Origin of the sequence: Pleomorphomonas diazotrophica, from assembly GCF_002844595.1 — a bacterium.
Classification (GTDB): Bacteria; Pseudomonadota; Alphaproteobacteria; order Rhizobiales; family Pleomorphomonadaceae; genus Pleomorphomonas; species Pleomorphomonas diazotrophica.
Map to the genome: position 1 here is coordinate 16478 of NZ_PJNW01000016.1, position 21560 is coordinate 38037.

Consider the following 21560-nt stretch of genomic DNA (forward strand, 5'->3'; position numbering starts at 1 on the left):
AACCCAACCCAAGAAACCAAGTACCCAAGGAGAACTCGATGTTTCGCATGAATGCCAAGCTCGCCAAGATCCGGGCCGGCAACTACGCCAAGGGCGACTTCATCATCGCCGACGCCAAGGACGGCGACATGTCCAACCCTATCCCCGGCACCGGGCCGATCCGCGACAAGGACGGCAAGTTCGTCCGTTTCCGGACGCGAGCCGAGTTCCTGGAGATGATCACCGATCTGATCCGCCAGGACCTGCTCGACATCATGCTGGTGTCCTGTTCCAACCTTGAGCTGCTGCAGGAGGCCGGTGCCTTCAAGAACAGCCCGGTGCGGCCGGCCTTCCGCGCCAACGACACCACCGACATCTGGGGCGCCCGGCCCAACGGCTATGGCAAGCTCGGCCCGTCGCGCCCGTTCCGCACCCCGTCGCTGAAGCGGATATCCGAGGCCAAGCTCGGAAACCTCGGCCTTTACTCGATCACCTTCGTCAACGACATCGAGGCCGACTTGAGGTCGCTCGAAGCCTTCAGCGAGTTCCGCGAGGACGCGGCCAAGAACGGCATCGAGTATTTCCTGGAAGTGTTCAATCCCAACGTCGAGTGCGGCATCGCGCCGGCGGACGTCGGCTCGTTCGTCAATGACAACCTCGCCCGCTGCCTGTCGGGCGTGCTGCGCGCCGACCGGCCGCAGTTCCTGAAGTATCCCTACAACGGCGCCAAGGCGCTGGAGGAACTGGCCTCCTATGACCCGCAGCTGGTGGTGGGCGTGCTCGGCGGTGGTGCCGGCACCACGCGCGACACCTTTGAGCTGCTGTTCCAGGCCGAGAAATACGGCGCTCGCGTCGCCCTGTTCGGCCGCAAGATAAATCTCGCCGAAAGCCAGCTCGACATGGTCCGCCACATGCGCGCGGTGGCCGACGGCGAGATGAGGCCGCTCGAAGCCGTCAGGTCCTACCACGCCGTGCTCAAGGAAAAGGGCATCTCCCCGGTCCGCAGTCTCGACGACGACAGCATCGTCACCGAGGCGGTCCTGAAGGCCGCGGCCTCCGCCTGACACCGTTTCCATGCAGCCTCTCGCCCGGAGCGATCCTCCCGCTCCGGGCGTTTTCCGGACGCCGGGGTGGAGCTGTCGATCCAGAGCGCTTTAGAAAAAAATTCTACCCACCCCGAGAATTCGCCCACTTCTTGCCCATACTGCCAACCGAAATGATGCGAGGATAGGCAATCAGAAAGTTTTTCCTCCATTTTTCGGGGCAAGAAGACAATGAAATCTGTTGGTCTCTGGGCGGCCGCTGCTGCCATCAATCTCGCGTTTGCCGGCGCAGCCGTAGCTGCCGACGACCTCGCCGCTGTCAAGGAAGCCGGCGTTCTCCGCATCGGCACCGAAGGTACTTATGCGCCCTTCACCTACCATGACGAGAGCGGCAAGCTGGTCGGCTTCGACGTCGAGATCGGCGAGGCGATTGCCGGCAAGCTGGGCGTCAAGCCCGAGTTCATCGAGGGCAAGTGGGACGGCCTGATCGCCGGCCTCGACGCCAACCGCTACGACACCGTCATCAACCAGGTCGGCATCACCGAAAAACGCAAGGAGAAGTATGACTTCTCCAAGCCCTACATCGTGTCCAAGGCTGTGCTGATCGTCCGCGCCGATGACGAGAGCATCAAGGGCTTTGCCGATCTCAAGGGCAAGAAGTCGGCTCAGTCGCTGACCAGCAACTTCGGTGCGTTGGCCACCGAAGCGGGAGCCGAACTGGTCGGCACCAACGGCTTCGACGAGTCGATCCAGCTCGTGCTGACCCGGCGTGCCGACGCGACCATCAACGACAGCCTGTCCTTCCTGGACTTCAAGAAGCACAAGCCCGACGCGCCGGTGAAGATCGTCGCCGAAAAGGAGGAAGCCGACGCCTCCGGCATCATCGTGCGCAAGGGGCAGACGGACCTGGTCGCCGCCATCGACAAGGCGCTCGATGACATCAAGGCCGACGGTACCTACCAGAAGATCGCTGACAAGTATTTCGGGCAGGACGTGTCGAAATAATCGGTGCCCCAGGCCGGAACCGAACATCGACGTTGCGTTTTCCTGACAAGTGCTCTGAACTGACCGGGGTGGCAACCTGCCGCCCCGGCTCTGCTGTGTCTGCTTTCCGAATTCGAGGAGTCCGAGGTGCCCCCCTGGCTTCATCTCATGGCGGAGTCGCTGCCTTCCCTGCTCTGGGCCGGGCTCGTCTTCACCATCCCGCTGACCCTTCTGTCTTTCACCTTCGGACTGGCGCTGGGTCTTGTGACCGCGCTGGTGCGCCTGTTCGGGCCGCTGCCGCTCGCCCTCCTCGCCCGTTTCTTCGTCTGGGTCTTCAGAGGAACGCCGCTGCTCGTCCAGCTGTTCGTGATCTTCTATGGACTGCCGAGCCTCGGCATCTATCTCGACGCTTTCCCGGCCGCGCTGATCGGCTTCACCCTCAACGTCGGCGCCTATGGCTCCGAGACCATCCGCGCGGTGATCTCGGCGGTTCCCAAGGGGCAATGGGAGGCCGCCTACTCGATTGGCATGAGCTGGCGGCAGTGCCTCATCCGAACCATCCTGCCGCAGGCCACCAAGATCGCCGTGCCGCCGCTCTCCAACAGCTTCATTTCCCTGGTGAAGGACACATCGCTCGCTGCCGCCATCACCGTGCCGGAGCTGTTCCAAGCGGCACAGCGCATCGTCGCCACCACCTATGAGCCGCTCATCCTCTATATCGAGGCGGCGCTGATCTACCTTGCGCTGAGCTCGGTGCTGTCGCATCTGCAGCAGCGCCTCGAGCAGCGCTTCGGCCGCTATGGTGGCAGCCTGGAGGCGAACCCGTGATCGAGCTCAGGAACATCGTCAAGCGCTTCGGCGAGACCACCGTTCTCAACGATATCAACGTCGCCATCGCCGAGGGTACGGTGACGGCGCTGGTCGGGCCATCCGGCGGCGGCAAGAGCACGCTCCTGCGCTGCATCAATCTCCTGGAGATTCCCACCTCCGGCACGCTCCTCCTCGGCGGCGAGAGCCTCACCTTCCGGCCGGGCCACCGACCCGGCTGGCCGGCGATCCAGGCCATCCGCCGCCAGACCGGCATGGTGTTCCAGAACTTTCAGCTCTTCCCCCACCGCACCGCCATCGAGAATGTCATGGAGGGACCGCTGACGGTGCTGAACTGGCCGAAGGACAAGGCACGGCAACGGGCCGGCGAGTTGCTCGAAAAGGTCGGCCTTTCGCAGAAGGCGGATGCCTGGCCCTCAACGCTGTCGGGCGGCCAGCAGCAGCGCGTCGCCATCGCCCGGGCGCTCGCCATGTCGCCGCGCGTGTTGCTCTGCGACGAACCGACCTCGGCGCTCGATCCGGAACTGGCGCTCGAGGTGGTGGACGTGTTGAGCCGGCTCGCCGACGAAGGCACCACCATGGTGATCGCCACACACGATCTCCGCCTCGCGTCCCGCATCGCCAGGAACGTCGTGTTCCTGGAAGGCGGCCTCGTCGTGGAAACCGGTCCGTCGCAGCAGATCTTCACCAACCCGGCCCAGGAGCGCACCAAGCGCTTCGTGTCGTCGATCACAGCGCCGCAGGTCTACGACATCTAGAGTCCAACATTCGATGCGGGAACCTTTTCGATTGCTGCATGTTTGCAAGCGATCCACTGGTAACTGGAGTCGCGTGATGGCCAATGCCTATGAAATCCGCGCCAACCTGGAAAAGCAGGTTGCCGATCTGATGAAAGAAGTATTGCACATCAACAAGTTGCTATCCTCGCGAGCGTCCGGCGCAATGGAAGATGCGCAAGAGGTATTCGAGGACGGCAAGGGTCATGCCCGCCACGCGGTCGCTCATGTGCGCGAACAAGCCAATGTTGCGGTCGGCGCAATGCGCGATAATCCCGGCACTGCCGCGACCATCTTGTCGACCGTTGGTATTCTCGGCGTCGTAGCAGGCTTCGTGCTTGCCGGAATTGTCTTTGAGAATCGTCGCCGCTGAGGGTTTGGCATGACACGGAGGGCGGAGGAGGTCATCTACCCCACTGACGCGGGGCTTTACTGCGTGCCGGGGGACTTCTACATCGACCCGCTCCGTCCTGTTCCCCGCGCCCTCGTCACACACGGCCATGCCGATCACGCCCGTCCCGGCCATGGCGCAGTGATGGCCACCCGCGAGACGCTCGACATCATGGCGATCCGCTACGGCGACGATTTCGCCGGTAGCCGCCAGATCGCCGAGGGACCGGTCCGGATCGGGGCCGTGACGGTGAGCTTCCATCCGGCGGGCCATGTGCTCGGCTCGAGCCAGATCCTGATCGCCCCCGATCACGGCCCACGCATCCTGATCTCGGGCGATTACTGTCGCACGCCGAACCCGGTCTGCCAGCCTTGGGAGCCGGTTAACTGCGATATCTTCATCACGGAGGCGACCTTCGGCCTGCCGATCTTTCGCCACCCAGATCCCATGACCGAGGCCGGACGGTTATTGACCAGCATGGCCGAGTTTCCGGGCCGCCCTCACCTGATCGGGGCCTATGCCCTCGGCAAGGCGCAGCGCGTGATCGCGTTGGCGCGGGCGGCGGGCCATCATGGCCCCATTGCCATTCATGGCGCGCTGAAACGCCTCTGCGACTATCACGTCGACCAGGGGATTGACCTTGGCCCGCTGGTTCCGGCAACCGATCCCGGCGAGGCGCAACTGATTTTGGCGCCGCCCTCGGCCTTTGCCTCACCCTGGGTGCAGCGCTTCCGCGATCCGGTTCTCTCCTACGCCTCCGGCTGGATGACCGTCCGCGCCCAAGCCCGCCGGCGCGGCATCGAGCTACCGCTGGTGATCAGCGACCATGTCGACTGGCCGCAACTGACCGCTACCATCCGCGAACTCGCCCCACAGGAGGTCTGGATTACCCATGGCGCCGAGGACGGCCTGACGCGGTGGTGCGAGATCGAGGGCATTTCCTCCCGTCCGCTCAGGCTGATCGGCTATGAGGACGAGCCGGAATGAAAGCCTTTGCCCGCCTCTTGGAGCGCCTGGCCTTCACGCCCGCCCGCAATGCCAAGCTCACCATCCTCTCGCATTATTTCCAGACCACGCCCGATCCCGATCGCGGCTATGCCCTGGCGGTTCTGACGGGAACGCTGGATCTCAGACAGGTGTCGCCCTCGCTCCTGAAACGTCTGGTCTCCGAGCGCGTGGACGAGCAGCTTTTTCGTCTGTCCTATGATTTCGTCGGCGACCTGGCCGAGACCATCGCGCTGATCTGGCCAACGGACGCGGAGGCCAGAGCGGAGGAGGTTTCCCTCTCGCAGGCGGTGACGGTGCTGCGCGAGACCGGCAAGCTGGCGCTGCCCGGCGTGATCGCCGACCTTCTCGACCGTCTGACCCCACCCGAACGGCTGGCCCTCCTGAAGCTTGCGACGGGCAATCTCAGGATCGGCGTCTCGGCGCGGCTCACCCACACGGCGCTGGCGATGGGCACTTCCCGCAGCAGCGAGGAGATCGAGGAGATCTGGCACGGCCAAGCTGCTCCTTTCCTGCCGCTCTTCACCTGGCTCGCCGGCGGCGCGTCCCCTGCCGTGGCACTCGCACCGTTTCGCCCGGTGATGCTCGCCACCCCGATCACCCCGGAGGAGCTCGCGCCGCTCGACCCCGCTGCCCATGTTGCCGAGTGGAAGTGGGACGGCATCCGCGTCCAGGCGGTTGCCGAGGGTGGACTGCGCAAACTCTATACCCGCGCGGGAGAGGAGATCGGCACCGCCTTCCCCGACATCATCGAGGCCATGACCTTCGAGGGCGCGGTGGACGGGGAACTGCTAATCCGCCGCGGCGAGGAGATCGCGCCTTTCGGCGACCTGCAAAAGCGGCTCGGCCGCAAGTCGATCAGCCGGACCATGCTGCAAAGCCATCCGGCGGCGCTCATGCTCTACGATATACTGACCTGGGAGGGCGAGGACCTGCGCCCGCTGCCGCTTTCCGCCCGGCGCGCGCGCCTGGAATCCGCGCAGTTCGACAGTCCTCGAATAGGCCTGTCGCCGCTTCTCCCATTCGAAACCTGGGAAGAGCTCACCCGGATACGCGCCGAGCCCCATTCCCCGGTGATCGAGGGCGTGATGATCAAGCGCCTGGACACGCCCTATATCGCCGGTCGGCCGCGCGGTCCCTGGTTCAAATGGAAACGCGATCCGATGGTGATCGATGCGGTGCTGCTTTATGCGCAGTCCGGGCATGGGAAACGCTCGGGTTTCTACAGCGATTTCACCTTCGGGCTCTGGGAGGGTGAAGAGCTGATCCCAGTCGGCAAGGCCTATTTCGGCTTCACCGATGAGGAACTGCGGGAACTCGATCGCTTCGTGCGCAAGAACACCGTCCAGCGCTTCGGCCCCGTGCGCCAGCTGGCACCCAACCTGGTGGTCGAGGTGGCGTTCGAGGGGCTGAATGTCTCGCAGCGTCACCGCTCCGGCATCGCGATGCGCTTTCCCCGCATCTCGCGCATCCGAACCGACAAGCCCGCTTCCGAAGCCGACCGGCTCGAGACGCTCAAGGCCATGCTGCGATCATAGTGTCAGGCAGACGTTCGAGGCAGCGGCCCCATCCCGCCCGCAGGTCATCTTCACCTCAGGCGGCATCCTTGGCCGGATCGCCAAGACCCACCGTCAGCGCCGATCTGGCAGCCGCCTGACGAACTCTTTCGCGATAAGCCCGAAACTGGACGTCGGCGATGACACCCAAGAGGATCACGGTGCCCATCACGGCGAAGTTCAGCGACGAGGGAATGCCCAGGAGGTTCACCAGGTTCTGCAATATCTGTAGGAGCACCACACCGAGGACGACGCCGACGATCGATCCCTCCCCTCCGCGAAGCGAAAACCCGCCGAGCACCGCGGCCGCAATGCCATAGAGTTCATAGAAGTTTCCATGCGAGGACGGCTGGACGGACTTGGTGTACATGGCGAAGAAGACGGCGGAGACGCCGGTGAGGAACATGCAGATCACATAGGCGCACACGATCACCCGCCTGGTGTCGATCCCCGAATAGCGCGCCGCCTCCTCGTTCTTCCCGACAGCAAGGAGATGACGGCCAAACACCGTCCGATGCAGGAGAAACCACGCCGCGACGGCGAACACCGCGAAGGCGATCACGGAATGGGGGACGCCCGCCGTTCGTCCGACGAAGAGATAGTCGAGCGTCGGCATGTCGGCCCCGAATGTGAAGCCGGCCGTACCGTCCTTGGTGTAGAAGCGCGCGACGCCGCGATAGATCAAAAGTCCGCACAGCGTCACGACAAATGGCTGCAGTCTGAGTCTGGTGATCAGCCAGCCATGCAGAAGTCCGATGACCACCGCCAGCGCGAGAACAACACTAAGCGCGACGGGCCATGGCACGCCGTAGGAGGCAATCAGGTCGACGAAGACGACGCCGAGAAGGGCAATGACGGAGCCAATCGAAAGTTCTATGCCGGCCGTCACGATGACGAAGGCTTCGGCGATCGAGAAAAGGCCGAACAGGCCGATCAGGTTGGCGGTGTTGGCGAGGTTGATCGGGGAGAGGAAGCGCGGGTTGACGATCGCGACGATGGCGCCGACCGTGATGACGAGCAGGGCTAGGCCGATATCTTTCTTGTGCATCTCTTCCTCTCTTACTCGACCGCAAGATGCAGGATGGCTTCTTCGCTGAGATCCTGTCGCTCCAGAAGCCCGGTAATCCTGCCCCGGGACATGACCCCGACCCTGGTCGATACGCCGATCACCTCTTCCATGTCCGACGAGATCATCAAGACCGCGACACCTTGGGCCGCGAGCTCGCCCATGAGGTGATAAACCTCGGCCTTTGCGCCGACGTCGATCCCTCGGGTGGGTTCATCGAGGATGACGAGACGGGGGGCCATGCCCAGCCATTTGGCGAGCACCACCTTTTGCTGGTTTCCGCCGGAGAGCTCACCCGCCGCGCGATCGAGGCGGTGGGTTTTGATCGACAGACGCGAGCGAAATCTGTCCGCGAGTAAGTATTCGCGTCGCCGATCGACAAATCCGCGCCTGGAGACGGCGTCGAGGTTCGGCATGACCATGTTCTCGGAAATCGAGAAATCGAGGAAGAGTCCCTCGCTCTTTCTGTCCTCCGGAACAAGACAGATACCTGCCTTGATCGCTTCCGCCACCGATCCCGGCGGAACCCGGTCGCCGTTCATCTCCACCGTTCCCGCCAACGGAGGGTCCAGGCCAAAAATTGTCCTTGCGAGTTCGGTCCTGCCGGCACCGATAAGGCCTGCAAGGCCAAGAATCTCCCCGGCGTGAATCGCAAGTTCGACCTCGGCGCTCGGATAGGCCGCGGTTCTGAGCCCCTTGACCCGCAAGACCACCTGCCCTTCTCGAGCGGCTGCGCCTTCGTGGAATTGCTTGATGTCGCGACCGATCATCAGGCGCACCATGGCGTCCCTGTCGATCATGTCGCGTTGCAGCTCGCCGGCGTTTTTCCCGTCGCGAAGCCCGACGACGCGGTCGGCGACAGTCTTTACCTCCGACAATCGATGGGTGATGAAGAGCACGGCGACCCCATCGTCGCGCAGCTTCCGGATTACGCTCATGAGGCGCTGCGTTTCAGTGAGGGTGAGACTCGAGGTCGGTTCATCGAGAATGAGCAGCCGAACGCTGATCGACAAGGCCTTGGCGATCTCCAGCAGTTGCAGATCGGCAAGGGACAACTCCGACGCCGCCGTGGAGGGCGAAAATCTCGCGCCCAGCATCTCCAGGATCGGATGAACGTGGCGTTCCATGGCACCCTGGTCGAGCAAGCCGAAGACGCCCTTGCGGATCTCCCGCCCGAGCAGGATATTGCCAGCGACATCAAGGTTGGTAAGCGGATTGAGCTCCTGGTGGACAAAGGCAATTCCGTGCCCGAGGGCCTGAGCAGGTGAGAGTTCGGCAAAGCGCTGGCCGTCAATCACGATCTCGCCCTTGTCCGGACGGATCGCTCCGCCGAGGACCTTCATCAAGGTGGACTTGCCGGCGCCGTTCTCGCCAATCAATCCGACGACTTCGCCACCTTTGATGCCGAGAGACACCGCATCGAGCGCGACAGCACCTGGATAGATCTTGGTGATACCGAGCAGATCGAGCGTGATCGGCATGTTCCGCCGATGATCCATTGGCAGCCCCTCCCCGATCGGCTGGGCCTGGCGGAAGCATGTCCGCGCAGGCCCAGGCAAGTGTCAGCGGATCAGCCGCCAATGCGCTCCTTGAGTTGTTTCTCGAACGCATCGACATTGCCCTTGTCGATCACCTGCGTCGGGACGATGATCAGCCCGTCGGCCGGAATCTGCGACCTGTCGCCCTTCAGGTAGGATGCCATCAGCTTCATGCCCTGATAGCCCCACTGATAGGGATCCTGGACCACGGTTCCGGCGAAGGATCCTTCCCGAACGGCGCCGAGCGTGATCGGATCCTCGTCGAAGGCGATCACCGTGACGCTTCCGAGCTTGCCGGCCGCTTGCAACGCCTCGTAGATCTTCGGCGGGTTGTAAGAGTAGAAGCCAACCATGCAGTCGATCTCGGGATTTGCCGCAAGCACGTCGTCGACGTTGGAGCGGGCGCGGGCGAAATCGACATCGTCGCCACGCACGTCGATGAGTTCGATCCCCTTGCCCTCGACCGCTTGGCGGAAACCTTCGATCCGCTCCTTGGCGTTGTCCGCGCCAAGAAACCCGACGAAGCCCATGCACTTTCCGCCTTTTGGCAGGGCCTTGACGGCGATCTCGCCGGCCTGAATGCCTGCCTGCGTGTTCGACGAGCCGAGATAGGCGATGCGCTTGGACTGCGGTGCGTCGCTGTCGGTGGTAAACAGCGGCACCTGTTCGGCAATGCGATTGAATGCATCGACGGAGCTCTTGGGATCCACCGAGGAGATCATGATCGCATCCGTCCCGGCCGCGACAAGATCGTCCATCAGGGCATTCTGCAGCGCCGCCGTCCCTTGCGCCGGATAGCGGAACTGCAGTTCGTAATCGGGGAGTTCGGCTTGGGCGGCCTTCACTCCGGCTTCGGCGAGTTTCCAGAAATCGGATGCCGCGTTCACCACGAAGGCGAGCGCCTGCTTTTCCTGTGCAAGCACTGGGGTCGCGGTCATGGTCAGGATGGCCGCAAGGGCCGCAATTGAAACTCGTTTCATCTCATCCTCCCGCAGCCTCTCCTCCGGCTGCCAATGTGGTGGGGTCGCGATCCGGACGCCGCATACGGCCTTCCGGATGGCTCTACGCGGTGCGATGTGGGAGACGTTGCCTCTCCTCGGCGTCGCTCAGTTGTCCTTGCAGAAGCCAGGATCTTCCGTGTTGCAGACGTCGAGGCCGGTGAACAACGGATCCTCCACGCTCTCGCCCTTGATCAGCTGGATCATCACGTCGGGCGCCTTGTAGCCCATCTCGAAGGGCCGCTGGCCGACCTGGGCATGGCTGCGCCCCTCCCGGAAAGCCTGGGCCTGCGGCGGCAGCGTGTCGCCGGCGACGATGATCAGCTCCTTGGACTTCAGCTTGGCCATCACCTGGTCGGTCACCTGGGTGTAGGCCTGCGGCGCAAACTGCGCCCAGCCCCCAACAAGAATGAAGGCGTCGAGGTCCGGATTGGCGGTGAACACGTCCGACATCTGCTGATTGGCGAGATCGGCCTGGTCGTTGGTGTAGACCGGGCAGCCGGCGATCTCCGTCCAGCCGTTCTGTCCCGTGAGGCGGTCGACACCCTTGACACCGGCGATCGTATCGCGGAACCCTTGGGCACGGGCGTTGATGTTGGCAGCAGCAACATTGCCAAGCTGGAGGCAAACCGAGCCTCCCTCCGCCTTCAGCTTCTTGGCCTCCTCGGCCATCTTCACGCCCATCAGGTAATTGTCGGTTCCGAGATAGGTCTTGCGAAGATCGTGGTCCTTCTCGAGGAAGTCCGCGTCGACGGTCATCACGGGAATGGTTGGAGCGATCTCGCGTATCCGGTTTGCCATTGCCGGCGCATTCGATGGCGAGATCGCGATCGCGGCAACGCCTCGCGAGAGAAGATCGTCGACGATCTGCACTTCGCCTGCCTCGTCGGCGGACGATGCCGGACCGGTATAGAGGCATGCGTATTCGCTGTCGGGATTCTCCGACAGCCACTTCTTGCATCCGAGGTTGATCTGCTCGAAGAACGGATTATCGAGACCCTTGACGACAATCGCCAGCGTCTTCTTGTCCTGGGCGGCCGTTTCTCCTGCCAGAAGCATGAGGACGGGTATCGCCGTACCTGCCAAGACTTTGATATCCATTGCCGTTTCCTCCTCCAAACCCCCGGCGAAAGCCCTCATGCTCAGCCGGGATACCAAATGATGCGGGGATCATTCTCCGCGCGGCGGTAGCTCCAGGCGCGGTCGATAAGCCCGGAGAGATCGATGTCGGGCGTCCAGCCGAGCACCTTGCGGGCCTTGGAGTTGTCGAGCCAGTTGCTGTGAAACGATGTCTCGACGTCGCAAGGGGCAAGATCTGCGACCCGGGCGGCGAGGTCGGCGGCTCGCCGGTAGTCGACCGGTTCGTTCATGGCGATGTTGAAGAGCTCGCCGAAGGCCTTTTCGTTGTCGATGCTGGCCAGGATCGCGCGAACCAGATCATCCACGTGGATGAAGCCGCGCTTCAGCGGTCGCCCTTCCGCATCCCGCATGACCGGGAAAGCCCGTTGGCATCGAAGCTGGGCAAGGCGCTCCGGCTCGACGATCTCATCCCAGGAAGGTCCCCCGAACTGCGCGTCCGACAGATCAAAGGCGAACCGAAAGTCGTCCTTCTCCATGACCCAAGGCGCTCTCAGCGTCGTCCAGTTGAGGCCATACTGGATGCCGAATTGCTCCAGCATGACCTCCTCGAGAACCTTGGTGAGGGCATAGCTGCCTTTATAGGCCTTGCGAGGGGACTGCTCGGTGATCGGGTCGGCATATTTCTGGAAGACATGTCCGACGACGCAGTCACCGCTCAGCAAGATGAACTGACGCGCATCCGCCTTGTGTCGGAAACCTTCGAGCAGAAGGAAGAGCCCCTTCAAGGCCACGTCGATGGCCCGATCCGGGCTTTCCTTGACCGCGGCGAGATGCAGCACATGGGTCACGCCGTCGAGAGCTCGTGAAACCGTCTGCGCATCAGCGATCGACCCCTGCACGACAGACAGTCTGGCACGCGTCTCCACCGGCCGATTGTTGCAGAGCGCGACCACATCCCACCGCGAGAACCGCGGCTCATCGAGGAAGGCTGGCAGGAAGACCTGACCAACCTTTCCGGACGCGCCAGTCACAAGCAGCTTCATTCGCGCCTCCCTTCTTTCCCGTTGACCATTTAATGTTTAGTAATAATATTAAGTCAAGACGCGATTGATAATATTTATAGCCGGCATGACCTCCGGCCATTGATCGGGGTCGCGTCGGTTGGGAGAACAACGGGAGGAGTCAGCAGTGACGCGACTGAAACTTGAAGGGATTTCAAAACACTATGGGGCAATCCAAGCGCTGTCGGCGGTGTCTCTGTCGATCGCGCCCGGCGAGGTGCTGGGCCTCATGGGAGACAACGGCGCTGGCAAGAGCACACTGGTGAAGATCATCGCTGGGAATTTTTCGCCATCTTCCGGCGAGATCCGGATCGATGATCGCCCGGTCGCCTTTCATAGTCCCCGCGATGCACAGCGTGAGGGGATAGAGGTCGTCTACCAGGACCTCGCCCTGTGCGACAACCTTTCGGCCGCGTCCAACGTCTTCTTGGGGCGTGAACCGGTAAGGCGGGTCGGTCCGGTCGCATACGTCGATTATGCCGAGATGAACCGCGTATCAGCGAGGCTCTTCAGCCGCCTCAAGTCGGAGACGCGGCCGCGCGATCTCGTCCGGCGCATGTCCGGCGGGCAACGTCAGGCGGTGGCGATCGCCCGCACCCTTCTGTCGGAACCGAAGATCGTCATGATGGACGAGCCGACGGCCGCCATCTCGGTGCGCCAGGTGGCCGAGGTGCTGGACGTCATCCGCCGCCTCAGGGATCACGGCATCAGCGTCATCCTGATCAGTCATCGCATGCCGGATGTGTTCGCCGTCTCCGACAGGATCGCTGTCCTGCGGCGTGGGGAACTCGTGGCCAACAAGAAGGCTGCCAACTCTTCGCCAGAAGAGGTCACCGGTCTCATCACCGGCGCGATCCAGGCGGCGTAACGGAGGAAAGCCGATGACCACAGTTGACGACGTCATTTCGACGAGCGAGCACAAGAACTGGTTTTCACGGATCACAAGCCTGCAGTCATTTTGGGTGTTCATGGCAGCTATCGTCGCCTGCCTTGCACTCACCTTCCTCACGGATTCCTTTGCGAGCGAGAGAAACCTCTTCAACGTCGCCCGGAATTTCGCCTTCGTGGCGATCATCGCCATCGGCATGACGGCGGTTATCGCATCCGGCGGCATCGACCTGTCGGTTGGGTCGAGCGTGGTCCTGAGCGCCATGGTCATCAGTATCACGATGGCTGCCGGTTCGCCCTTCTGGCTGGCCGCCGCTCTGGCGCTCGGGGCCTCGCTGCTGGTCGGTCTGCTCAATGGACTGCTGGTGGCCTATGCCGGAATGCCGGCATTCGTCGTCACACTCGGTACCCTGTCGGCCGCGCGCTCTCTCGCAATGGTGCTGTCCGACAACAAGATGATCTGGGAGTTTGGTCCCGATCACAACGTCCTCCTGTGGGTCGGCGGCGGCTCGACACTCGGCGTTCCGCATCCACTTTTCGTACTGACGGCCCTAGCCGTGTTGATGTCTTGCATCTTCAGGTGGACGCGCTGGGGCCAGCATCTCTTTGCGATCGGCGGCAACGAAAACGCGGCCCTTCTGACCGGAATCCCCGTGCGACGCATGAAGGTCAGCATCTACATGTTTTCGGCTTTCACCGCCGGGCTTGCCGGCATTCTGATGGCGGGCTGGCTCGGCAGCGTCACCACCAATCTCGGACAGGGGATGGAGCTGACGGTCATCGCGGCAGCCGTCATCGGCGGCGCCAATCTCGCCGGCGGCGAAGGCAGCGCATTGGGCGCGGTGGTCGGAGCGCTGCTGATTGAGGTCATTCGCAACTCCCTGATCCTACTTGGCATCTCGACATTCTGGCAAGGAATGTTCATAGGTACCTTCATCGTGGTCGCCGTCGCCTTCGATCGTGTCCGGCATTTCAGGTCCTGAAGACCGGGCCGCTGCGCTGGCGACCAGGATGCTTGCCGGGGAGACTGCCTTGAAACCGACGATGATGGATGTTGCCGCGCTGGCGCGCGTATCTCAGGCGACAGTCTCCCTCATTCTCAACGGCAGCTCGGGCGCCCGCTTCAGCGAAGCCACTCGAAAGCGGGTTTTGGATGCAGCGCAGGAGCTCGGATACCGTCTTTCCAGCAGATCGGTGGCATCGGCGAACTCGAACAGCAAGGTGATCGTCTTCGCCGTTGACGAGCTCACCACGGATCCATGGATGTCACTGGCCTTCGAGGGGGCCCGCGAGAAGGCGCTGGAGCTTGGCATCAGGGTCGTCCTTGGGGTCTTTCGGCAGGACGAGGATCCCGAGGGAAGCATCTTTTCCGTCTCCGACAGCCAGTCCTTGGTGGGCTATATCTTCGGGACGATCCTTACGCGCAAGATCGACCCACCCGAGCCTCTCTTCAAGGTGCCGTCAGTTCTGGTCAACTGTTACGATCAGCAACGACGCCTACCCTCGATCTTGCCGGGCGATGTGGCGGGAGGGCGCGCGGCAACCGAGCGGCTGATCGCGGCCGGCTGCAAACGCATAGCGTTGATCAACGGACAGGAAGGATTGGACAACCCGCGCGACCGCCTGCGAGGCTACAAGCAGGCCCTCGCGAGCAACGATCTCGCCTACGACCCGGAGCTCGTGCATTACGGGAACTGGGAACCTTCGTCCGGCTACGAGAAAACGCACGCCCTGATGAAGCTGCCGGATCCGCCGGACGGCATATTCTGCGCCAATGACCTTATGGCGCTTGGCTGTATCGAAGCCCTGAAGGAAATCGGAAAGACCATCCCGTCCGACGTCGCGGTCGTCGGCTTCGACAATCGCGACATCGCCCAATTCACGTTTCCGCCGCTCACGACCTTCCACCTCCCCATGTTCGAGATGGGCGGAATGGCGGTCGAGATGATGACCGACATTGCCGGCGGCCTGAACAGCTCGCACGATCAGCTGAAGGTGGAATGCCGTCTGGTGGAACGACAATCCGCTTGAAACCATAGTCCCGGGTGGTGACCTCGAGACCGACATTCTCTGGAAGGACTGATTTAGTCTGCAACACCCGATCCTTCCGCGCCGTCAGACTTGAAGCGTGAAGCGGATAGGAGCGAAGCCTTCGATGGTGGCGACCGCTGTCTCGCCTCTAGCGATGGGGTGGCCGCCGCCGAAAGCGCCAGTGGTCACCACATCGCCCTTCTTCAGCGGATGCCCGACCGCCGCGAGCGCGTTGGCGAGCCATGTCAACGCATGCGCGGGATGGCCGGAGGGATGGCCGCCTTTCTGGTCCACCACGGCGCGCCCTCCAACTTCGAGCCGAACGGAAAGGTTGGCGTGCACGCGGGTGCTCCAGTCCGCGGCGACAGGGCTGCGAACGAGCCCCCAGTTGCTCAGGAAGTCGGCACGGCTCAGTAGGGGGGACGGTTTCGGCTCGGCGGCGAGACGGGTTTCCAGGATCTCGAAGGCGACAAAAGCCCCCTCGACCGCCTCACCGACCTCGCCCGCCGAGTAAGGGGTGCCATCTGCCTTGCCGGGCAGATCGCGGGCAAACAAGAAAGCCACCTCGGCCTCGACCTTGAGATCGGACAGTGAATAGCCAACGGCGGCGGGCGCCTCATAGATGCGCTCGGCTAGAATGGGCGACCAGGCGCCGGCGGCATCGCCCACCTGCAGCACCTTGTAACCGCCGATCGGCCCGAGGCGACCGGCAACGGCGAGTTGCACCGCATCGGCTGACGCGCCATCCTTCGGAACAAGGCCGCCTATCGCCTCAGGCGTGAGTTTTGTTCCCTTGCTGCGCGCCTCAATCAACAGATCGACCAGCGCGGCGACGGACCTACTATCCTGACACACCTTTGAAACTCCCTGTCCCGAACCAGCAGCCGGATCGGCTGATGGTCATTGTTCGTCAAGAACATGTCTCACGAGGCTTTCACCGCTCAGTTCCGACCGCCATCCGACGTGGGCGGAGAATGGCGCGACATGCGAAGGTCCAAAAGGCCACCGCCAAACAAGCGGTCGCGCGAATGCTCGAGATGAGCCCGCATCAACGCCGCCGCTTGCGGACCGTCGCCCGTCGAGATCGCGGCAAACAGGCCGGCATGCTCCGCCAGCGTCTCCTCCAAGCCGCCGCCGCTGATCAGCGACATGCCATGCAGGCGCATGCCGACGTTGATGTGTTCGCGGAGAGCCCTGAAAGTCGCCTCGAAATACTGGTTGTTGGACGCCTGTGCGATCGCCAGATGGAACGCAAAATCGGCGTCTTCCCGGTGCTGATGGGAGCCCGTCGCCGCGCGCATCAGATCGAGGGCCTGGGCGATCCTGTCGAGCGCCACCTCGTCATGTCGGTCAGCGGCAAGCATGGCTGCCTGCGTTTCGATGGTCAGGCGAAACTCATAGCAGCGCTGGATGTCGGCCAGCGTCTCCACCGGAGAAAACCCGACCGGGGTCGAAATGGCCCCGCGCACATAGCTGCCGGCGCCCTGACGGGAGAGGATCAATCCCTCTTCGCGCAAGCGCTCGAGGGCCGCTCGAAGAACCGGTCTCGAAACGCCGAATTCCTGCGACAGCACGGCCTCCGGCGGCAGCTTCTCGTTCACCTGATACTCGCCGTTGGAGATGCGGCCGAGCAGAGCTTGATAGACGCTGTCTGCCAACGTCGTCCGGCGCCTAGCGCTCTGGTTTGTCACGATCTCTGGCCTCGGGTGATACGGAGGGGGAACCAGAGACAACTAAGCCCAATTTGTAAACTTGTGCAAGCCGATTGGCCGGAAGCGGTCAGGCACTGACACAGCGGGCGTCGATTTCTGTAAGGAGACTGTCATCGCCGAAGCCGCCGGCTTTCGAAATGAACCATTCGATGCTGCCATCCGGTTGATTGCAGGCTCCGACGACGATACCCGGCAGGATCTCGTCGATGAGATCGACCGACTCGATGCCCAGGGCTTCGGCAACTGCCATCGATGTGCTGCCGCCGGTCGATACGACCGTCCGGCAAGGCACGAGAGAGCAGATGCTCGCCGTGGCAAGGCCCAGCTTCTCGGCCACCCGCTCGCCATCCTCGCGGGAAATCTTGTCCGGCCGTTCGCCGTCCACCACACGCAACAAAATGTTCGGCTGGCTCCGGCTGGGATCACTGAGGCGCGTCTCGCAGGCCATGCGGATGTCGGCAGCCGGCGCATCGGAGGAGATATCTATGGTTCGGAACAAGCCGCTCTTGTCAGCATGTGCGGCCTGGCGGCGAGAGACTTCCGTCAGGCTGCCGACCACCGAGACGATCGGCCGCTGCAACAAGAGCTTGCGCTCTTCGCGGCCCTCCAGCCCTTCCGGGGCGCAGAGCCGAGCCAACGCTTCGGCCAAACCACCGGCGCCGACCGATAGGAGATCGCCCGCCGCCAGTTGCTGCGCCAGCGCCGCAAGGTGCCGATCTTCGGTAGCGTCCGCAATGATCAGGCGGATTCCCCGCTCCAGCATGGCAAGAATGGTCCGCCGTAGCGCCGCCTCGCCGGCCTCGATCTCGTTGAGACCGACGAAGCCGATCGGCAGGTCGGTCTGAAGGCGCAGGAGATCGGCGATACTGGAGCTTGAGAGCGGATGGAAGGGGTCGTGGCCGATATCGCTTTGATGCAGCGGAACTCCGTCGAGATAGATCTCCCCGTCGACACAGGTTCGTCCGGTCTTCGGCATGGCGGGGCAGATCAGGGCGGCGGAGAGACCGGTGGCCGCCAACACGGCTTCGATCTCACTGCCGGGGTTGCCGCGCATTGTGGAGTCGATCTTCTTGAAGATACGGTCGTAACCGGCGGCCCGGCATTGCCGCACCATGTCCGACACCACACCCTTCGCCGCGTCGGGATCGAGAAACCGCGTCTCGCTGGTCAGGGCGATATCGATATTATCCCGGCGCTTTCGCGTGAGGGCATCGATATGAAGTAGAAGCTCCACCTTGCGGCCGAACCTTGCAAAATGAATGCCCGCGTCTCCAGCCCCCGTGTAGTCGTCAGCAATAATTGCGATCTTTTCAATTCTTATCATGACGAGCTCCTGCTCGGATCGGCTTGAGTTCGAGCAAAGACATCTAGGCGGCAAGCGTCACGTGCTTGATGTAATCGCGAAGGTAGGAGTAGCTGACGTGCACCAGACCATCGTTTGACTGGATAATCGACGGATAGGAGTAGTCGCCGACGAAGGCGCCGCGCTCGTCGTGGGACGAGCGGAGCGTGGCATCCGCCTCCAGCACCAGATCCTCGCGCCAGGTCAGCCCGAGATCGGTTGAGGTTGCGAGAATGAGGGGATGCCGCGGCACGCCCCAGATGGCGCCGTTCTCGATGGTCCCGCAGGCGGCAAGGAACGCCTGTCGGTCCTTGATCCAGGGCGGAACGGCACTTTCGCTCGCACGACCGGCGGCGGAGATGTGATTGTAGACGATGGCAAGGCGTCCGTCGCTGAGCGAGCGAGCCTGGATGGAAGAGTTGTTGTTGGGCAAGGTAGTGGCCGCCGGTACCGACCAACTCAGCCCGCTATCCTCGGAAACACTGCGGAAGATGAAATCGGACTGGCGGCGGCGAAAGAAGGCCACTTGGCAGTTGCCGAGGATGTTCATGTGCACGCATCCCCGGCTGCCCGGCACCGGCACGATATCCCAGGTGCGCCCACCATCGGCGGACACCTGAACCAAGCTTGAGTCATCACCGAAGGCGTTCCGCATGTCGCTATGCCAGACCGGCAGGAGCAGCAGGCCGGACGGATTGACCACCGGCGCATGGCGGATGAACGTACCCGGCCGCGCGATGAGATCGACCGTCTTGCTCCACGTCAGCCCGTTGTCGGCCGACCGCCGCAGGCGGACCACGGCGGTTCCCTGATCTGCCTTGTCCTGCGCGGTATAGAGCAGCCACAGCTCGCCCGCCGGATGCCTGAACAACGCCGGATTCTGTTCCGAACGCGTCGCATCGTCCGACATCTTCTCCGGGGCGAGCCAGACATCGCGGCCACGATCGTATCGCGCCATGTAGATGCTGATGTCGGAAGATCCCTCCATGGAACCGCCGAACCAGACGCAGAGAAGATCGCCGTTGTCGAGCTCCATGAGATTGGAGGCATGATTGCTCACGCAGGGCGTCGGGATCTTCCTCTCTTGAAGCACTTTCATCGGCGTATTCCCGTTTTCATGTCTTTCAAGTCGCCGCAGCACAACGGTGCTCACCATTTGAGGCGTCGCCGGAGGGTACTTTTATCAAGCACAGCACTCCTCCCCTCCCGTTCGCCTCTGGCTAGGCTGAACGGGGCGACATCTCGGTCCGGCTGGTCTGTCAGTGGGCTAGGCGGTCTCTTTTTCAATCTCGGCCAGGCGAAGGCAGGCGACCCGATGCCCGCCCCCCTGGTCACTGAGTTCAGGAATCGATTGGGAGCAGATCTCCGTCGCGTAGGCACAGCGTGGGTGGAACCGGCAACCGGCCGGGGGATCGATGGCGTTCGAAACGTCGCCCTGCAGGATGATGCGCTGGCGCGACCGCTCCAGATCCGGATCGGCCTCCGGAACGGCCGACAGCAGCGCCTGGGTGTAGGGGTGCATCGGGTGTCCGAACAGGTCATCCTTGGAGGCGATCTCCATGATCTTGCCGAGATACATCACGGCGACCCGGTCGGAGATGTGCCGAACCACCGCGAGATCGTGGGCGATGAACAGGTAGGTCAGGTTGTATTTTTCCTGGATGTCCATGAGCAGATTGATGATCTGCGCCTGGATCGACACGTCGAGCGCCGAAATCGGCTCGTCGCAGACAATGAACTCCGGATTGCTGGCCAACGCCCGGGCGATACAGATACGCTGCCTCTGGCCGCCCGAAAACTCATGCGGATAGCGGTTGGCAACGTTGGGATTGAGGCCGACATCGCGGATCAGCTGGGCGACGCGATGCTGGATCTCCTTCTCCTCGCAGATCTTGTGGACCCTCATCGGCTCGGCCAGCGCCTCGCCGATGGTCATGCGCGGATTGAGCGTCGAATAGGGGTCCTGAAAGACGATCTGGACCCGCTTGCGCATCGCCCTCAACTGCTTGGTGGGCAGTTGGGCAAGATCGACACCATCGAACTTCACGCTGCCGGAGGTCGCCTTGTGCAATTGCAGGAGGGCAAAGCCGGTGGTCGACTTGCCGCATCCCGATTCACCGACAAGGCCCAGCGTTTCGCCCTGATAGATCTCGAAGCTGACGCCGTCGATGGCGTGAACGACGGCCGACTTGCCGCCAAAGGCCCCGATCTTGACCGGGAAATGCTTGACGAGGTTCTCCACCACGACAAGTGGCTTCTGCTGCGCGCGCGTGCTCATTGCTTCACCCCCTTGCCGCGCATGTCGACCCAGCAGGCAACGCGATGCGGCCTTTCCCCCGTCTCGCCCGGAACGGCGGTCAATGCCGGAACTTCGCTCTGGCAGCGGTCGACCCGATAGGTGCACCGCGGCGCAAAGGGGCAGCCCGTCGGCTGGGAGAACAGGTTGGGCGGCGCGCCGGGGATCGACGGCAGGCGGCTGCCGGCCTCGGTCTTCAGGCTCGGGATCGATTTCAGGAGACCGATCGTGTAGGGGTGCAGCGGCGACTTGTAGATGTCGTCGAGCACCGCCTCTTCGACGACGTAACCGCCATACATGACCATGATCCGGTCAACCATGCCCGCCAGCAGGCTGAGGTCATGAGTGATCCAGATGATCGACATGTTGAGCTTTTCGCGAAGGCTCTTCACCAGCTCGACGATCTGCGCCTGGATGGTCACGTCGAGCGCCGTCGTCGGCTCGTCGGCGATCACCAGGGACGGCTCGTTGAGCAGCGCCATGGCGATCATCACGCGCTGCCGCATGCCGCCCGACAGTTGGTGGGGATACTCGTTCAGCCGATGCTCGGCGTTGGAAATACCGACCATCTTCAGATATTTGGCGGCCTGTTGCAGCGCATCGGCCTTCGTTATCTTCTTGTGATAGACGATGCCCTCGATGAGCTGGTCGCCGATCTTCATGAACGGATTGAGCGAGGTCATCGGATCCTGGAAGATCATTCCCACCTTGGATCCGCGAATGGCATTGACCCGGCTCACGCTGGCGTGGGTGATGTCCTCCCCGTCAAGCAACACTTCGCCTTCGGTGATCTGAGCCGCCGGCGGCAGCAGGCGGATCAGGCTCATCATCGACACGCTCTTGCCGCAGCCCGACTCGCCGACCACGCCAAGCATCTCTCCCTTGTCGAGGCTGAACGACACGCCGTTGACGGCATGAAGGTAGCCGTTTCGGACCTTGAAGCGGGTGTGCAGGTTGTTGACTTCCAGGAGCTTGGCCACAGCGCC

21 protein-coding genes are annotated in these 21560 nt (G+C 62.7%); 10 read left to right on the top strand and 11 right to left on the bottom strand.

The window, feature by feature from the left end:
* Positions 1-38 precede the first annotated feature (38 nt).
* The 7 genes from CXZ10_RS17795 to CXZ10_RS17825 all read left to right on the top strand — a co-directional run bounded on the left by CXZ10_RS17795 (position 39) and on the right by CXZ10_RS17825 (position 6544).
* Positions 39-1043, top strand: a complete 1005-nt coding sequence (locus CXZ10_RS17795; RefSeq protein WP_101290718.1) for a hypothetical protein — start codon at positions 39-41, stop codon at positions 1041-1043.
* Between the two features lie 210 nt (positions 1044-1253).
* The gene (locus CXZ10_RS17800; protein WP_101290719.1) at positions 1254-2027 is read left to right on the top strand and encodes an amino acid ABC transporter substrate-binding protein; all 774 of its coding nucleotides are present in this window, start codon (positions 1254-1256) and stop codon (positions 2025-2027) included.
* Positions 2028-2153: 126 nt separating this feature from the next.
* Complete coding sequence (locus tag CXZ10_RS17805; RefSeq protein WP_101290720.1) at positions 2154-2834, top strand: amino acid ABC transporter permease; 681 nt, start codon at positions 2154-2156, stop codon at positions 2832-2834.
* Positions 2831-3592 (top strand): amino acid ABC transporter ATP-binding protein, encoded by a 762-nt coding sequence (locus CXZ10_RS17810; protein WP_101290721.1) that lies wholly within the window; start codon positions 2831-2833, stop codon positions 3590-3592. The genes CXZ10_RS17805 and CXZ10_RS17810 overlap by 4 nt, the downstream gene beginning before the upstream one ends.
* 76 nt (positions 3593-3668) lie before the next feature.
* A complete protein-coding gene (locus CXZ10_RS17815; protein WP_101290722.1) occupies positions 3669-3983 on the top strand; it encodes a hypothetical protein in 315 nt (104 codons plus the stop codon).
* 9 nt (positions 3984-3992) lie between these two features.
* Complete coding sequence (locus CXZ10_RS17820) at positions 3993-4988, top strand: ligase-associated DNA damage response exonuclease (protein WP_101290723.1); 996 nt, start codon at positions 3993-3995, stop codon at positions 4986-4988.
* Complete coding sequence (locus CXZ10_RS17825) at positions 4985-6544, top strand: cisplatin damage response ATP-dependent DNA ligase (protein ID WP_101290724.1); 1560 nt, start codon at positions 4985-4987, stop codon at positions 6542-6544. The genes CXZ10_RS17820 and CXZ10_RS17825 overlap by 4 nt, the downstream gene beginning before the upstream one ends.
* A 55-nt stretch (positions 6545-6599) precedes the next feature.
* Here the strand turns inward: CXZ10_RS17825 and CXZ10_RS17830 are convergent, their stop codons facing one another.
* The 5 genes from CXZ10_RS17830 to CXZ10_RS17850 all read right to left on the bottom strand — a co-directional run bounded on the left by CXZ10_RS17830 (position 6600) and on the right by CXZ10_RS17850 (position 12287).
* Positions 6600-7610, bottom strand: coding sequence for an ABC transporter permease (locus tag CXZ10_RS17830; RefSeq protein ID WP_101290725.1), 1011 nt, complete (start codon positions 7608-7610; stop codon positions 6600-6602).
* An 11-nt stretch (positions 7611-7621) separates the two neighbouring features.
* Entirely contained in the window at positions 7622-9109 is a 1488-nt protein-coding gene (locus CXZ10_RS17835) for a sugar ABC transporter ATP-binding protein (protein ID WP_101290954.1), read from the bottom strand.
* Positions 9110-9198: 89 nt separating this feature from the next.
* Positions 9199-10146, bottom strand: coding sequence for a sugar-binding protein (locus CXZ10_RS17840; protein ID WP_101290726.1), 948 nt, complete (start codon positions 10144-10146; stop codon positions 9199-9201).
* A 126-nt stretch (positions 10147-10272) separates the two neighbouring features.
* Positions 10273-11265, bottom strand: a complete 993-nt coding sequence (locus tag CXZ10_RS17845; protein ID WP_101290727.1) for a sugar-binding protein — start codon at positions 11263-11265, stop codon at positions 10273-10275.
* Between the two features lie 41 nt (positions 11266-11306).
* Positions 11307-12287 (bottom strand): NAD-dependent epimerase/dehydratase family protein, encoded by a 981-nt coding sequence (locus CXZ10_RS17850; protein ID WP_101290728.1) that lies wholly within the window; start codon positions 12285-12287, stop codon positions 11307-11309.
* Positions 12288-12432: 145 nt separating this feature from the next.
* Here CXZ10_RS17850 and CXZ10_RS17855 point away from each other — a divergent pair, with 145 nt between their 5' ends.
* Genes CXZ10_RS17855 through CXZ10_RS17865 form a run of 3 tightly spaced genes read left to right on the top strand, consistent with a single transcriptional unit; the run spans position 12433 to position 15224 of the window.
* Entirely contained in the window at positions 12433-13173 is a 741-nt protein-coding gene (locus CXZ10_RS17855) for an ATP-binding cassette domain-containing protein (protein WP_101290729.1), read from the top strand.
* Positions 13174-13186: 13 nt separating this feature from the next.
* The gene (locus CXZ10_RS17860) at positions 13187-14176 is read left to right on the top strand and encodes an ABC transporter permease (protein WP_101290730.1); all 990 of its coding nucleotides are present in this window, start codon (positions 13187-13189) and stop codon (positions 14174-14176) included.
* Positions 14177-14225: 49 nt separating this feature from the next.
* Positions 14226-15224 (top strand): LacI family DNA-binding transcriptional regulator, encoded by a 999-nt coding sequence (locus tag CXZ10_RS17865; protein WP_244617199.1) that lies wholly within the window; start codon positions 14226-14228, stop codon positions 15222-15224.
* A gap of 84 nt (positions 15225-15308) precedes the next feature.
* Here CXZ10_RS17865 and CXZ10_RS17870 read toward each other — a convergent pair whose 3' ends face one another.
* From CXZ10_RS17870 to CXZ10_RS17895, 6 genes are all read right to left on the bottom strand, one after another.
* Entirely contained in the window at positions 15309-16079 is a 771-nt protein-coding gene (locus CXZ10_RS17870) for a 2-keto-4-pentenoate hydratase (RefSeq protein WP_101290732.1), read from the bottom strand.
* A gap of 86 nt (positions 16080-16165) precedes the next feature.
* Positions 16166-16915 carry a FadR/GntR family transcriptional regulator gene (locus tag CXZ10_RS17875; protein ID WP_101290733.1) on the bottom strand — a complete coding sequence of 250 codons (750 nt, stop codon included), beginning with the start codon at positions 16913-16915 and terminating at the stop codon, positions 16166-16168.
* Between the two features lie 88 nt (positions 16916-17003).
* Positions 17004-18260, bottom strand: coding sequence for a four-carbon acid sugar kinase family protein (locus tag CXZ10_RS17880; protein WP_101290734.1), 1257 nt, complete (start codon positions 18258-18260; stop codon positions 17004-17006).
* A 43-nt stretch (positions 18261-18303) separates the two neighbouring features.
* A complete protein-coding gene (locus CXZ10_RS17885; RefSeq protein ID WP_180336065.1) occupies positions 18304-19377 on the bottom strand; it encodes a sialidase family protein in 1074 nt (357 codons plus the stop codon).
* A gap of 168 nt (positions 19378-19545) precedes the next feature.
* A complete protein-coding gene (locus CXZ10_RS17890) occupies positions 19546-20556 on the bottom strand; it encodes an ABC transporter ATP-binding protein (RefSeq protein WP_101290736.1) in 1011 nt (336 codons plus the stop codon).
* The gene (locus CXZ10_RS17895) at positions 20553-21554 is read right to left on the bottom strand and encodes an ABC transporter ATP-binding protein (protein ID WP_101290737.1); all 1002 of its coding nucleotides are present in this window, start codon (positions 21552-21554) and stop codon (positions 20553-20555) included. The genes CXZ10_RS17890 and CXZ10_RS17895 overlap by 4 nt, the downstream gene beginning before the upstream one ends.
* Positions 21555-21560 lie beyond the last annotated feature (6 nt).

Excerpts from the sequence above, each read along its gene's own strand:
- CXZ10_RS17795 (WP_101290718.1), top strand. The coding sequence starts at position 39 with ATGTTTCGCATGAATGCCAAGCTCGCCAAGATCCGGGCCGGCAACTAC.
- CXZ10_RS17800 (WP_101290719.1), top strand. The coding sequence starts at position 1,254 with ATGAAATCTGTTGGTCTCTGGGCGGCCGCTGCTGCCATCAATCTCGCG.
- CXZ10_RS17815 (WP_101290722.1), top strand. The coding sequence starts at position 3,669 with ATGGCCAATGCCTATGAAATCCGCGCCAACCTGGAAAAGCAGGTTGCC.
- CXZ10_RS17820 (WP_101290723.1), top strand. The coding sequence starts at position 3,993 with ATGACACGGAGGGCGGAGGAGGTCATCTACCCCACTGACGCGGGGCTT.
- CXZ10_RS17825 (WP_101290724.1), top strand. The coding sequence starts at position 4,985 with ATGAAAGCCTTTGCCCGCCTCTTGGAGCGCCTGGCCTTCACGCCCGCC.
- CXZ10_RS17830 (WP_101290725.1), bottom strand. The coding sequence starts at position 7,610 with ATGCACAAGAAAGATATCGGCCTAGCCCTGCTCGTCATCACGGTCGGC.
- CXZ10_RS17835 (WP_101290954.1), bottom strand. The coding sequence starts at position 9,109 with ATGCCGATCACGCTCGATCTGCTCGGTATCACCAAGATCTATCCAGGT.
- CXZ10_RS17840 (WP_101290726.1), bottom strand. The coding sequence starts at position 10,146 with ATGAAACGAGTTTCAATTGCGGCCCTTGCGGCCATCCTGACCATGACC.
- CXZ10_RS17845 (WP_101290727.1), bottom strand. The coding sequence starts at position 11,265 with ATGGATATCAAAGTCTTGGCAGGTACGGCGATACCCGTCCTCATGCTT.
- CXZ10_RS17850 (WP_101290728.1), bottom strand. The coding sequence starts at position 12,287 with ATGAAGCTGCTTGTGACTGGCGCGTCCGGAAAGGTTGGTCAGGTCTTC.
- CXZ10_RS17860 (WP_101290730.1), top strand. The coding sequence starts at position 13,187 with ATGACCACAGTTGACGACGTCATTTCGACGAGCGAGCACAAGAACTGG.
- CXZ10_RS17880 (WP_101290734.1), bottom strand. The coding sequence starts at position 18,260 with ATGATAAGAATTGAAAAGATCGCAATTATTGCTGACGACTACACGGGG.
- CXZ10_RS17885 (WP_180336065.1), bottom strand. The coding sequence starts at position 19,377 with ATGAAAGTGCTTCAAGAGAGGAAGATCCCGACGCCCTGCGTGAGCAAT.
- CXZ10_RS17890 (WP_101290736.1), bottom strand. The coding sequence starts at position 20,556 with ATGAGCACGCGCGCGCAGCAGAAGCCACTTGTCGTGGTGGAGAACCTC.